The sequence below is a fragment of the Candidatus Eisenbacteria bacterium genome, assembly GCA_035712145.1.
Classification (GTDB): domain Bacteria; phylum Eisenbacteria; class RBG-16-71-46; order RBG-16-71-46; family RBG-16-71-46; genus DASTBI01.
On sequence record DASTBI010000091.1, the window covers coordinates 1 to 13044 of the forward strand.

General features: G+C 68.7%; 12 protein-coding genes. 11 read left to right on the forward strand and 1 reads right to left on the reverse strand.

Annotation, left to right across the window (positions count from 1 at the left end; translation table 11 throughout):
* The 11 genes from VFQ05_05605 to VFQ05_05655 all read left to right on the forward strand — a co-directional run.
* A partial coding sequence (locus VFQ05_05605; protein ID HET9326229.1) for an acyl-CoA dehydrogenase family protein occupies window positions 1-848 on the forward strand: 848 nt, incomplete at its 5' end.
* 46 nt (window positions 849-894) lie between these two features.
* On the forward strand, window positions 895-3123 hold the full coding sequence (locus VFQ05_05610) for a TonB-dependent receptor (GenBank protein HET9326230.1): 2229 nt from the start codon (window positions 895-897) through the stop codon (window positions 3121-3123).
* Window positions 3124-3217: 94 nt separating this feature from the next.
* A complete protein-coding gene (locus tag VFQ05_05615) occupies window positions 3218-3775 on the forward strand; it encodes a sigma-70 family RNA polymerase sigma factor (GenBank protein ID HET9326231.1) in 558 nt (185 codons plus the stop codon).
* Window positions 3762-4520, forward strand: a complete 759-nt coding sequence (locus VFQ05_05620; GenBank protein HET9326232.1) for a zf-HC2 domain-containing protein — start codon at window positions 3762-3764, stop codon at window positions 4518-4520. Before VFQ05_05615 ends, VFQ05_05620 begins: the two co-directional genes overlap by 14 nt.
* Window positions 4521-4602: 82 nt before the next feature.
* Window positions 4603-5361, forward strand: coding sequence for a hypothetical protein (locus VFQ05_05625; GenBank protein ID HET9326233.1), 759 nt, complete (start codon window positions 4603-4605; stop codon window positions 5359-5361).
* Complete coding sequence (locus VFQ05_05630) at window positions 5351-6235, forward strand: hypothetical protein (protein ID HET9326234.1); 885 nt, start codon at window positions 5351-5353, stop codon at window positions 6233-6235. Before VFQ05_05625 ends, VFQ05_05630 begins: the two co-directional genes overlap by 11 nt.
* Window positions 6236-6404: 169 nt before the next feature.
* Entirely contained in the window at window positions 6405-7019 is a 615-nt protein-coding gene (locus tag VFQ05_05635; protein HET9326235.1) for a hypothetical protein, read from the forward strand.
* A gap of 34 nt (window positions 7020-7053) precedes the next feature.
* Window positions 7054-7692: a DUF998 domain-containing protein gene (locus VFQ05_05640; protein ID HET9326236.1), complete on the forward strand. Its 639-nt coding sequence runs from the start codon at window positions 7054-7056 to the stop codon at window positions 7690-7692.
* Between the two features lie 75 nt (window positions 7693-7767).
* Complete coding sequence (locus VFQ05_05645; protein ID HET9326237.1) at window positions 7768-10026, forward strand: bifunctional salicylyl-CoA 5-hydroxylase/oxidoreductase; 2259 nt, start codon at window positions 7768-7770, stop codon at window positions 10024-10026.
* A gap of 19 nt (window positions 10027-10045) precedes the next feature.
* Entirely contained in the window at window positions 10046-10720 is a 675-nt protein-coding gene (locus VFQ05_05650) for an HD domain-containing protein (protein HET9326238.1), read from the forward strand.
* Between the two features lie 144 nt (window positions 10721-10864).
* Complete coding sequence (locus tag VFQ05_05655) at window positions 10865-12589, forward strand: FlgD immunoglobulin-like domain containing protein (protein ID HET9326239.1); 1725 nt, start codon at window positions 10865-10867, stop codon at window positions 12587-12589.
* A gap of 66 nt (window positions 12590-12655) precedes the next feature.
* Here the strand turns inward: VFQ05_05655 and VFQ05_05660 are convergent.
* Window positions 12656-13044: hypothetical protein (locus VFQ05_05660; GenBank protein ID HET9326240.1), on the reverse strand; the 389-nt coding region annotated here is incomplete at its 5' end.

Genomic DNA, 13044 nt, shown 5'->3' on the forward strand with positions numbered 1-13044 from the left:
AGCAACGCGAGCTGTACGCGCTCCCGGCGGTGAGCGGCCGCTCGATGGCGGCCTTCGCGATGACCGAGCGCCAGGCAGGGTCCGACGTGTCGGCGATCGCCACCACCGCCGTCCGCGACGGCGACAGCTACGTGCTCGACGGGCTCAAGACCTTCATCTCCAACGCGGGGATCGCCGACTTCTACACCGTCTTCGCCTCCACCGATCTCGGTGCGCGCAGCAAGGGCATCAGCTGCTTCGTCGTGCCCGCGCACTCGGACGGTCTGCGCTTCGTCGGACCGCAGATTCTCTCCGCGCCCCATCCGCTCGGCGAGATCCAGTTCGACGGCTGCCGTGTCCCGCTCGAGAACCGCGTGGGTGAAGAAGGCAAGGGGTTCGGGATCGGTCTCGGCACGCTGGATCGGCTGCGCGCCACGGTCGGCGCGGCGGCATGCGGCATGGCCGCGCGCGCGCTCGAGGAAGCGCTGCGCCATGCGCGCTCGCGCCACCAGTTCGGCAAGCCGCTCGGCGATTTCCAGCTGGTGCAGGAGAAGCTGGCGCGCATGGCCACCGAGCTGACCGCTGCGCGCCTGCTGGTCTACCGCGCGGCATGGGAAGCCGATCGTGGCGCCGAGCGGGTCACGCTCGAAGCCGCGATGGCCAAGGCCCACGCCACGGAAGCGGCGCAGAAGATCGTGGACGACGCGGTTCAGATCCTGGGCGGCGCCGGCGTGATGGCATCGCATCCGGTGGATCGGCTCTACCGCGCGGTGCGCGCGCTGCGCATCTACGAAGGCACCACCGAGATCCAGCATCTCGTGATCGCCGGCCAGTTGCTGCGCGAGGAGGCCGATACCGCCGCGCGGTAGCTCCCGGCCTTCCGTAAAGCCCATCGGTTCTCTAGGGTAGGAAGTCATGGACCTTCTCCTTGCGCTGGCGTTTCTGGCTGCCGCGCCATCGGGCTCCGCCGGCATCGCCGGCACCGTTCGCGACGCCGAGACCGCGCAGCCGCTGGCCGGCGCGGCCGTGCTCCTTCCCGAGCTCGAGCGCGGCACGCTCACCGACTCGGCCGGGCGGTACGTGCTGTCGCCGGTGCCTCCCGGACCGCATCATCTCGAGGTGCGCCTGCTCGGATACTCGCCGCGCGTTCTGCACGCGCTGGTGCCGAGCGCGGGGGCGCTGTCCATCGACGTCGCGCTTCGGGCGCAGCCCGTCTCGACTCATTCGGTCGAGGTGCGCGCGCCCATCACGATCCGCGGCGTCGAGCCGGGCACGACCGTGTTCCCCGACCGCGAAGCATCGAGCACCGCGATCGCGAACCATCCGCTCCTGGCCGAGCCCGAAGGATTCCACGCCCTCGAGGGCGGCGAGGCCTCGCTCCGGCCCGAGACCGCGGGCGGCGTCTACCTCCGCGGCGGCGCCGCCGATCAGACGGCGTTCCTGATCGACGGCGTTCCGGTCCTGAGTCCGTATCACGCCGGCGGGATCTCGAGCGCGTGGAACACCGATGCGCTCTCGCGCGTCTACCTGCGCGCGAGCGACCCATGGTCCTCGGCGCCCGGGGCGCTGTCGGGCACGATCGAAGGAGTCACGCGCGAGCCGGGTCCGGTGGCGCGCTCCCAGGGGAGCATCAGCACGACGCAGGCGCGCATCACGTTCGACGGGCCGCTGGCCGGCGGCGGCTACGTGCTCAGCGCCCGCGGCGGCGTGCACGATCTGGTGGCGCCGAGCGGCGAGCGCTCGTACCTCTCCGGTGGCGTCGGCGACGCTCTCGCCAAGCTCGAGACTCCCGCCTTCGGCGGGCGCGCGCGTGCGCTCTACTACGGCAACACCAACCAGATCGGCACCGCCGCCGCCGCCGAGGAGACCCCTCCCGCGGCGCCGCGCAACGACTTCGATTGGGACGGACGCTCCTTCGGGCTCGACTGGCGCCGTGATCACATCCGCGTGCTCGGCTGGTCGGCCAGCGGCGATGCGACCGCGGACTGGGACATGCCGGTGGGTCGGCTCTCGATGGAGGGCGAACGTCAGGACGCCGGCGTGCGGCTGGCGCTGCATAGCGAGGGCGCCCTGGCGAGCAGCGCGCTCGAGCTCGACTGGAGGACGAGCCGCACCCGTTACCGCACCGTTCCCGACTCGGCGGGCGTACCCTTCGCGCTCGATTCCGACTTTCCGATCGCCACGCTGGCCGTGCGGCAGACGCTGCACGTCGGCGCCGGGATGGAGCTCGACAGCTACATCCCGGCGGAATTCGCCGAAGGCCTGACGCGTGCGGCGCCGCAGGTGCGTCTGCGCTGGAACAAGTCGCCGAGCCTCACGTTCCTCCTCGCCTATCTGCGCACGCATCAGTACGCCCAGTCGCTGCGCAACCCCGAGTCGGTGGTCGACCATGTGTTCCCGGCCGACGTCACGATCGGCAGCGCCGCGGCCGGGATCCCGGTGGCCGAGAGCGACCAGCGACTGATCGCCGCCGACTGGCGATGGCGGGCCGGCATACGGCTCGGGCTCGAAGCCTACGATCGCGACTCGCGCAACCTGCTGCTCGTCGCGCCGCGCGACGGCGAGCCATTCAGCACCGGCGGGTTCGTGATCGGCAGCAGCCGCTCGCAGGGCATCGCGCTCGACCTCGCCGCGGGCTCGGCGCGCTGGGCGGTGGTCGCCAGCTACGGCTGGCAGGACGTCAGGCTCTTCTACGGCGACTCGAGCTACGTGCCGGAGCACGGCGCGAAGCATCGCTTCGAAGGCGGCGTCATCGTTCACCCGAGCGCCACCAGCTCGGTGCGGCTCGGCGCATGGGTCGAGACCGGTCGTCGCACCACGTCGATCCCGACCGCGTTCGAGTGGGAGTCCTGCAACCTGCTCGACGAGGGCTGCGAGTTCGGCGGCAGCCCGCACTACGGGAACGAGCCGCTGGGCGGGACCCCGCTCCCGGCCTACGCTCGCGTCGACCTCGGCGTGCGCAAACACTGGCACGCCAGGGTGGCCGGACGCGATGGATCGATTGCCCTGTTCGGCACCTACAGCAATCTCTTCAGCCGCGAGAACCTGCTGACCTATGCCTACGATCCCAGCACCGGGGAGCAGGTGGGGGTGGAGCTGCGGCCGGCCGCGCTGCTGGTGATCGGCATCGACTGGCGCTGGTAGCGGCCGCGCCTCGGGGCGGGCGTCATGTCACGAATCGGGCCGGTCGCGGGTTCCTCGGCAGGGGCCATCGCGGCGACGGACCGGAGGCAAGCATTTGGCGAGATCTGGCGAGTCCGGAGCCCGCGAAGGCTCATCGGCGGAGTCGATCCGATCGTTCCACGACCGGTTCGTGGAGCTGTTCGGGCTCCATCATCCGCGCCTGCTGCGCGTCATGGTCCGCCTGAGCGGAGACCCGGAGCTGGCCGCCGATCTGGTGCAGGAGGCATTCGTGAGTCTCTATCGGCGCGGCGCGCTGCCCGACGCGCTGGAGGCCTGGCTGATCACCGTGGCGCTCAATCGGCTCCGCAACGAGCGCGCCTCGCGGGGACGCCGCGCGCGTTTGATCCTGACCCACGCGAATCCCGCGCCCCCGTCTCCGCCCGTGACGCTCGGCGAGGCGGCCGCGGCCGACACCACCCGGCGTGCCGTACGCGCCGCGCTCGAGAGGCTGACGGAGCGCGAACGGCAGCTCCTGGTGTTGCGTTCCGAAGGCTATCCCTATCGCGAGATCGCGGTGGCGCTCGGCATGAACGAGGCCAGCGTCGGCACGCTGCTGGCCCGCGCGCGGCGCGCGTTCCTCGCCGCCTACGAGGGGCGCGATGCATCTCGATGACGAGCGCCTGCAGCGACTGACCGATGGCGAGATGTCCCCGGCCGAGCGCGCCGCCGCGCTCGAGCACCTGGCTTCCTGTGCGGCATGCGCACGCATGCGGCTCGAGGCCGAGAACGAGGAGCGGCGAACGCAAGACCTTCTGCGCGAGCTCGACATGCCGGCGCCCGCGCTCGATGTCGAGACGGTGGTCGCGGTCGCGGCGGACCGGACGGCTCCTGCGAGGCTTCATGACCCGGCGCGTGGGTTCGAGCGGCGCCCGGCGCGCCTGCGCTGGGCGGCCGCCGCGGCATTCGCCGCGGCTCTCGCAGGCGCGGCCTTTGCGCTTCCCGGCTCGCCGGTGCCCCGCCTGCTGCGCGAGGTCGTCGCGCGGTTGCGGCACCCGGCCCCGGCTCCGGAGACGGCGCCGGGAGAGCCGAACGTGGCCGGCATCGCGATCACGCCGGGCGAGCGGCTGATGATCGAGCTTCAGCCGAGCGGTCAGGAGGGCCTGGTCACGGTGCGGTTGATCGAAGGCGCAACGCTGTCGATCCGTGCGCCGAGCGGTGGCGCCACGTTCACCTCGGACGTGGATCGCGTGCAGGTGCAGCACCTGGGAGGGGCGATCGACATCGATGTCCCTCGCGGGGCGCCCCTCGTCGAGGTTCAGGTCGATGGTGTGCCGCGGTTTCGCAAGGAGGGCTCGCGCGTCACGCTCGCCGAGCCGCTGGGGTATGGAACCTGGCGCATTCCTCTGGCGTCGCGCTGAACCCTGTCACAAGCCCGGGCACTCACGGGCTCCTCTGACGTCCGCGGACACGTCGCGCGTCCGCGCCACGAAGGAGGATCCCATGAAGGCTGCTCGAATCGTTCACGCGGGCCTGTTCGCGCTCGCCTTGCTCGGCCTCGGTTGCGGCCGGAACGCCAATCCCCTCGCCACGGCGCCGGATCAGGACGGAGCCCTGGCCGGGGTCAGCTCGAACCTGGTCACGCTGCCCTTCGACGCCGCGAACTTCGCGAACCCGGCGGCCAATCCGTTGTTCCCGCTGGCGCCAGGCACGACATACACCTATCGCGGCATCTCCAAGGACGGGGAGGAGCGCAACGTCGTCGAGATCACGCACCGCACCAAGACGATCGTCGGCGTCGCCACCATCGTGGTCCATGATCAGGTGTTCCTCGAGGACGGCTCGCTCGCCGAGGACACGTTCGACTGGTACGCGGCCGACAAGGACGGGAACGTGTGGTACTTCGGCGAGGACACCAAGGAGTACGACCACGGCACGCTGGTCACGACCGCCGGCTCGTGGGAAGCAGGAAAGAACGGCGCCAGGCCGGGCATCATCATGCTGGCTCGCCCGCAGGCCGGCGATCAGTACAAGCAGGAGGACTCGCCCGGCATCGTCGAGGACATGGCGCGAGTCGTGAGCCTCGACGAAACCCTCACGGTTCCGGCCGGCACCTACGCGCATTGCCTGAAGACCCGTGAGTGGACGCCGATCGAGCCCGGCAACCGCTCGTACAAGTTCTACGCGCCGGGCGTCGGCCTGGTGCTCGAGATCGCGACGCGCAACGGCGGCGAGCGCGTCGAGCTGACGCATGTCGACTAGCGCCAAGCGAACGATCGGGGGGCTCGCGGCGCTGGCGGTCGTCATGGGCGTGGTGGTGGCCGGCGCGCAGCCTGCGCCGATCCTGGAACCGCCCGATCCTTCGCGGCCTTGGCTCGCCGACCGCGGCAGCGGCGTGTGGACCTCGATCTTCGGAACGTATGTGCGGCCGCGCGAGCTCCTGGTCTCGCCGTTCGTCGAGTACTACGTGGACGACGATCTCGAGTACGAGCCCTTCGAGTTCGGCCACGGGCTCGAGCAGGAGTTCCGCGGCAAGTACCGTGCGACGGAGGGCCTCATCTTCCTGGCCTACGGCTTCTCCGACCGGCTGGCCATCGAGCTCGAGGCAGCGATCATCACCGCGACCCTCGAGAAGGCGCCCGACGATCCTTCCAGCATGCCGGAGAAGATCGAGGAATCGGGCCAGGGCGACTGGCAGGTCGAGCTCGACTGGCGAATGCTGCACGAGACCGCGACGCGCCCCGAGCTGTTCAGCTTCTTCGAGCTCACGCCGCCCGCGAACGAGGACGCGCGGCTGATCGGCACGCCCGACTGGGAGTACAAGGCTGGGTTCGGTCTGATCAAGGGACTCTCGTGGGGCACCCTCATCGGGCGGCTGGCTCTTGCTTACAGCGCCGAGGAAGAAGCGCTCGAGGCGGGCGAGTACGCGGTCGAGTACTTGAAGCGCCTGAACTCGCACTGGCGCGTCTACGCCGGCATCGAAGGCGAGCAGGACGAGGTGGAGCTGATCAGCGAGGTGCAGTGGCACTTCTCGCCCCGTGGCTACCTGCGGGTCAATTCAGGGTACGGGCTGACATCGAAGGCGACCGACTGGTCGCCCGACGTGGGCCTGGTGTTCTCGTTCGGGGGACGCTGAGGACGGCGGGGCGGCTGACGACGAATGGTCACTACGGAAAACACCGTAGCGAGGCGATCAGAGTTCGCTCCGGCCTGACATGGCCTCGCAGCTCGCGCTTGAATTCCGGCCCGAACCCCACCCATGTTGAAGGTGTGGCCGTTCACGTGCCGCGGTGGGAGAGACCATCATGATCGTCTACAACCTCGCGCTGTTCGTTCACCTGCTGGGCCTGATCGCCTTCTTCGGCGCCTTCATTCTGCTGCAGAACGCCGGACGCCGGCTGCGCGCCGCCACGACGTGGCAGGAAGCGCGGCCCTGGCTCGATCTCCTGCGGCAGGTCAGCGGCATGCTGATCGGCGGACTGCTGATGATGGGGGCGAGCGGGATCTACATGACGCACAAGCTGTGGAGCTTCAGTGCACCATGGGTCATCTGCGGCATCGCGGCGACGGTGCTGCTCATGATCGTCCATCCGCTCACCGCAGGCCGCAGGCTCGGTGAGCTGCGACGCATGGCGGCCGAGAATCACGGAGTCGTTGGCGCCGACGAGCGGGCGCTGCTCGCCGGTCCTTCGCTGTGGGCGCCGGTCTTCGCCATGAACGGCGCGGCGCTCGGCGTGGTCTGGATCATGGCGAGCAAGCCCGGACTCATGGGGTCGATTCTCTTCCCGCTGGTCCTCGCCGGACTCGGAGCGCTGATCGGAACCCGGCTCCGGGTCTCACGGCCGGCGGAACGCCGCCAAGGATCGGTGGAGCGCTCGTTCGCGCCGCCGCCGATGGCTCGGAGGCGTAGCGCCAGCTGATCGGTCCCTGCGGTAGATTCCCGGCGCCATGGCCTTGTCGCAGAGATGGCTCGCCGCCGCAGGGATCGTCGGCCCCGTGCTCTTCACCTCGCTCGTCCTCGTCCAGGAGCTGCTGCAGCCGGACTACAGCCGGATCGCGATGCCGATCAGCGCACTCGCCGCGTGGCGGCTCGGATGGATCCAGAACTTCAACTTCATCCTGTTCGCCTGGCTGCTCTTTGCCTTCGTGCTCGCGCTCGATCGCGGCGTCGCGCATTGCCCCGGTGGGCGAGCGGGAATCGGTCTGCTGGCGGTGGCGGCCTTCGGAGCTTTCCTGGCCGGCGCGTTTCCATGGACCCGGGTGAACGGCAAGCCGATCGCGACCACCGAGCACATCATGGCCGCGATCATGCACTTCCTCGCCGCCGCGTTCGGGCTCGTGGCCCTTTCACGCCGGCTGGCGCTCGATCCTCGCTTCCAGGACCTGTGGCGTTTCGTCCTGATCAGCGGCATCGCCATGCTCGGCCTCTTCCTGACCTCGTCGACGTTCGCGGTGGGCCCCGGAAGACCTCTCCATGGATGGCATGGCCTGGTGCAACGCGTGACGGTGATCGTCTGGTTCAGCTGCTTGCTGACGCTCGCGTTCCGCCTTCGCCGCCTGGGGAGCGCCGGCATTCCGGGCGGCCGCGCGTGACGTGGTAGCTTCGCGCCGCATGACCGCGAACTCGCATCGGATCACGCGCGGCGCTGACACGGGGCCCCGCGACCCGTGAAGGTCGCCTGCGTCGGCGGCGGACCCGCCGGACTCTTCTTCGCCGCGCTCGTCAAGCGGGCGGATCCACGTCACCAGGTCGTGGTCTACGAGCGCAACCGGCTCGACGACACCTTCGGCTTCGGCGTGGTGTTCTCCGACGCGACCGAAGATGCGTTGCGTGACGCCGATCCAGTCGTCACCGAAGCGATGAGCGTTCGCAGCCATCGCTGGGACGACATCGAGATCCACTATCGCGGCCAGGTTCTGACCTCGACCGGCCACGGATTCTCCGGTCTCTCGCGGCGCACGCTGCTCGAGATCCTGGCCGATCGTTGCCGCGCCGTGGGCGTACAACTTTGCTTCGAGCGCGAGGTCACCGACCTCGAGGCGCTCGACGCCGACCTGGTGCTGGCCGCCGACGGGGTCAACTCGCAGGTGCGCGAGCGCTACCAGGCCCAGTTCGAGCCCACGGTCGACACGCGGCCCAACAAGTTCGTGTGGCTCGGAACCTCACGGCCGTTCCCTGCCTTCACCTTCTACTTCAAATCCACGGAACACGGGCTATGGCGGGTGCACGCCTATCAGTACGAGCCCGATCGGTCGACCTTCATCGTCGAGGCGCGCGAGGAGACCTGGCGCGACGCAGGCCTGGAAGGGGCCGACGAGGCCGCCACCATCGATTTCTGCGAGCGGCTCTTCGCCGAGGAGCTGAAAGGCCACCGGCTGCTGTCCAACCGCTCGATCTGGCGCAGCTTTCCCACCATCCGCAACGCTCGATGGTCGCACGGCCGGATCGTGCTGGCCGGCGATGCGGCGCACACCGCGCACTTCTCGGTCGGCTCGGGCACCAAGCTGGCGATGGAGGACGCGATCGCGCTGGCGTCGGCGCTGAGCGGAGAGCCCGATATTCCCGGCGCGCTCGCCGCCTACGAAGCGGCGCGTCGCCCGGCGGTCGAGAGCCTCCAGCGCGCGGCGCAGGCCAGCCTCCAGTGGTTCGAGGACACGGAGCGCTACATGAGCCTCGAGCCGATCCAGTTCGCGTTCACGCTGCTCACCCGCAGCCTGCGCGTCACCCACCAGAACCTGAAGGTCCGCGATCCCGCGTTCGTCGCCAAGGTGGACGAGTGGTTCGCCAGGAAAGCGAGCGAGCAGTCGGGCGTGGATCTGGTCGCTGCCGCGCCGTCGCCCGCCCCGCCGCCGATGTTCACGCCCTTCAAGCTCCGCTCCCTGACGCTCGAGAACCGGGTCGTGGTTTCGCCGATGAGTCAGTACTCGGCCGTGGACGGCATGCCCAACGAGTGGCACTTCGTGCATCTCGGAACCCGCGCGGTGGGCGGCGCCGGCCTGGTCTTCGCCGAAATGACCGACGTGAGCCCGGAAGGCCGCATCTCACCCGGCTGTCCCGGGCTGTGGACTCGCAAGCAGGCGGACGCGTGGAAGCGGATCGTCGACTTCATCCACCGTGAGACCCGGGCCAAGGTCGCCATCCAGCTCGGACACGCGGGCCGGAAAGGGGCCACGCGACGGATGTGGGAAGGCGACGTGCAGCCGCTCGAAGAAGGCCACTGGCCGATCGTCGCGCCGTCGGCGCTCCCGTACTTCCCCCACAGCCAGGTGCCGCGCGAGATCACGCGCAAGGAGATGGACAAGGTCATCGCCGATCACGTGCGCGCGGCGCGCCATGCAGAGCACGCCGGATTCGATCTGCTCGAGATCCACATGGCGCACGGCTACCTGCTGGCCAGCTTCATTTCGCCGCTCACCAACCGTCGCACCGACGCTTATGGAGGATCGCTCGAGAACCGCATGCTGTTCCCGCTCGAGGTGTTCGAGGCGGTGCGCGGGGTGTGGCCGGCCGAGAAGCCGATGTCGGTGCGCATCTCGGCGGTCGATTGGTATCCCGGCGGCCACGGCCCCGCAGACGCGGTGGAAGTGGCCCGAATGCTGAAGGCGAACGGCTGCGACGCGGTGGATGTCTCCGCCGGCCAGACCGTGCCCGACCAGCGTCCGGTTTACGGCCGCATCTTCCAGACCCCCTTCGCCGACCGCATCCGCCACGAGGTCGGCATCGCGACGATGGCGGTCGGCAACATCTCGTCGTACGCCGACGTCAACACGATCCTCGCCGCCGGACGCGCCGATCTCTGCCTGCTGGCGCGCGCCCATCTCTGGGACCCGTACTGGACGCGACACGCGGCATTCGAGCTCGGCTGGCCGCTGCCGTGGCCCGATCAGTACCACTCGCTGGATCGATTCCGGCCACGCTTCGTGTAGGGCCGTAAGGGGAGACTTCATGGGCAGCGCAAAGTCGCTTCTCACTTCCAGATTCGATGATGCACTCGCTCTCGCTGTCCAGCTTCACCGACACGACCTCCGAAAGGGCAAGACGACACCCTATGTGACGCACCTGCTCTACGTCTGTGCGCTTGTTCTGGAGGACGGCGGAGACGAAGACGAGGCCATTGCTGCCTTGCTTCACGACGCTCTGGAAGATCACCCGAAGGAAGTGAGCAGAGAAGAGCTGGAGGCCAGGTTTGGGGAGCGGGTGGCGGAGTTGGTCAGCGGTTGTTCGGACACTCCTCCAGGCTTTCGTGGCGGGCCCAAGCCTCCGTGGCGTGATCGAAAAGAGTTCTACATCCACCATCTGAGAGAGGGATCCCCGGCAGCAAGGCGCATTGCGACCGCGGACAAACTCGCAAATCTGCGAGACACCCTTGCCGATCTCAAGGTCCACGGCGACGCACTCTGGAAGCGGTTCAATGCCGGCCGAGATGAACAGTTGTGGTATTACAGGTCCGTGCTCGCCGCGTTGCGGGATGCAGGAGACGGAGGCAACTTGCTGCTGAAGTTTCAGCAAGCTGTGCGAGAACTCTCTCGACGAACTACTTCAGCACGACAGGTGCCTTCATTGGCCGATCGCGCAGCTCGTTCGAGGTCGCGCGCGCGAGCCAGGCTTCGCCGCCGCTAAGCCCCAGCAAGATCAACGGTCCCCGGGGACAGTGGTGACACGCTTCGTGAAGCGTCCGTTTCCCTAACTCCTGCGCCGGTGAGCTTGGGCTGGACGGGTCTCGTCGATGAGCTAGCCTGGCAGCAACCGGGTGAGGGAGGGCCAATGAGCGGCGACCCGGACAGCCCACACATCTCCAGAGCCATTCGCGCTGCACTCGCGGCGCTCCTGATCGTCGCGGCGACGATCCAGGCACGTCCCGCCGCGACGAGCGAGGCCTACGAGTCGGTGATGGGACTCCCGCCCGAAGTCGAGGACGATCCTCCCGATCTCACCACCTCGCTGACCCAGCCCACGTCGATGGCCGCGTCGGTGACTTACGGGCGCTTCACCAGCGTGCAGGTGAACGTGAACCCGCTCGGCGCGAACATCATCCACGACGCCGCCAACGAGCCTTCGATCGCCGTCGATCCCAACAACATCAGCCGGATCGCGATCGGCTGGCGGCAGTTCGATTCCATCAACTCCAACTTCCGGCAGGCGGGGTACGGATACTCGACCAACGGCGGCCTGACCTGGACCACGGGGAAGATCCAGCCCGGCACCTTCCGCAGCGATCCGGTGCTGAGCTTCGACGCGCAAGGGCGGTTCATCTACAACAGCCTCGCCAACAATCTCGCTTGCAGCGTCTTCCATTCGACGAACGGCGGAGCCACCTGGGGCCCCCAGATCCCCGCGTACGGCGGTGACAAGCAGTGGATGGCGGTCGATCGAACCGGCGGCATGGGGCACGACCACGTGTACGAGGCGTGGAGCACCGCCTCGAATCCTTCACCGGGGCTGACCTTCTCACGCTCCAACGACGACGGCGCGACCTGGGAGTTTCCATCGGCAATTCCGAACTCGCCGATCTGGGGCACGCTCGATGTCGGTCCCGACGGCACGCTGTACGTCGCCGGCATGAGTGATCTGGGAAGCCCGTGCTACGTGGCGCGCTCGACAAACGCGAAGAATGCCGCCGTGGCGCCGACCTTCGTCAGCGTTCCCATCGATCTCGGCGGGACGATCCAGACCGGCGGGCCGAATCCCGTCGGGCTCCTGGGCCAGCTGTGGATCGCGGTCGACCATTCCGCCGGACCACGCCATGGGTGGGTGTACGTGCTCGCGTCGGTGATGACGCCCACCGATCCGCTCGACGTCATGTTCATCCGCAGCACCGACGGCGGGCAGACCTGGAGCACGCCGGTGCGTGTGAATGACGACCCAGCCGGGAACAACGCGCTGCAATGGTTCGGGACCATGTCGGTGTCGCCCAACGGCCGCATCGACGCGGTCTGGAACGACACGCGCGGCCAGGCGACCAGCAACCTGTGCGCGCTCTACTTCTCGTCCTCCTACGACGGCGGCGCCACGTGGTCGCCCAACGAGCAGGCGAGCCCGGTGTGGAACTCGTCGCTCGGATATCCGCGTCAGGACAAGATCGGCGACTACTACCACATGATCTCCCGCGACGACGGCGCCGACCTGGCCTGGGCGGCCACCTTCAACGGCGAGCAGGACGTGTACTTCATGCGCGTCGCCGCCACCGTGACCGCCGCCGAGGACCCCGTCTCCCCGGCCCGCCTGCTCGGCGCGACGCCCAATCCCTTCACCTCGTCCACGTCGATCCAATTCGAGCTGCCACGGGCAGGGCGGGCGAGGATCGACGTGTACGACGCCGGTGGGAGGCGCGTGACGACGCTGCTGGACGGGGAAGTGGGACATGGCGCACACCGCGTGCGCTGGGAGGGAGTGGACGACTCGGGACGTCGCGTACGCCCCGGTCTGTATCTGTGCCGGCTCGAAGCGGCTTCTGAGAGCCGGACGGCGAAACTGATGCTGCTGCGTTAGCGCGAGTCCGGGAAGCGCAGCAGGCGGCAGGCCGTGACGCGGCGCGCTACCGCGTCCCGGCCGCCACTATCGCGTCCTCCGCCACACCTTCATCACGTCGATCCACACCGACGCCGAATGCCGCTCGACATCCGGGAGGTCGCTGTCGCTGGCCTGCGGGAAGTGAGCGAAGTCGTAGCGAACGCCCGCGATCTGCCCGATCGGAATGCCGACGCCCCAGCCGTCGGTATCGTCGACGATATGGCCTTCCAGATCCTCGTAGTGGCCCCCGCGCAGCGAGAACACATTGGCGATCGTGAGCTCCCAGCCATTCGCATCCGTCAGGTAGCGCGAGGACTCTGTCCCGATGCGCGCATGGTCGTCGGCGTATCCGAGACTCACCAGCGGCCGCAGGCCTTCCCAGATCCAGTTCGGGCCCGCCATCTGAGACGCCATGCCGGGCCAGTCGAGCGTGA

Bases quoted from the DNA above. Each gene is read 5' to 3' on its own strand.
- VFQ05_05610 (HET9326230.1), top strand. From the start codon at position 895: ATGGACCTTCTCCTTGCGCTGGCGTTTCTGGCTGCCGCGCCATCGGGC.
- VFQ05_05620 (HET9326232.1), top strand. From the start codon at position 3,762: ATGCATCTCGATGACGAGCGCCTGCAGCGACTGACCGATGGCGAGATG.
- VFQ05_05625 (HET9326233.1), top strand. From the start codon at position 4,603: ATGAAGGCTGCTCGAATCGTTCACGCGGGCCTGTTCGCGCTCGCCTTG.
- VFQ05_05630 (HET9326234.1), top strand. From the start codon at position 5,351: ATGTCGACTAGCGCCAAGCGAACGATCGGGGGGCTCGCGGCGCTGGCG.
- VFQ05_05635 (HET9326235.1), top strand. From the start codon at position 6,405: ATGATCGTCTACAACCTCGCGCTGTTCGTTCACCTGCTGGGCCTGATC.
- VFQ05_05650 (HET9326238.1), top strand. From the start codon at position 10,046: ATGGGCAGCGCAAAGTCGCTTCTCACTTCCAGATTCGATGATGCACTC.
- VFQ05_05655 (HET9326239.1), top strand. From the start codon at position 10,865: ATGAGCGGCGACCCGGACAGCCCACACATCTCCAGAGCCATTCGCGCT.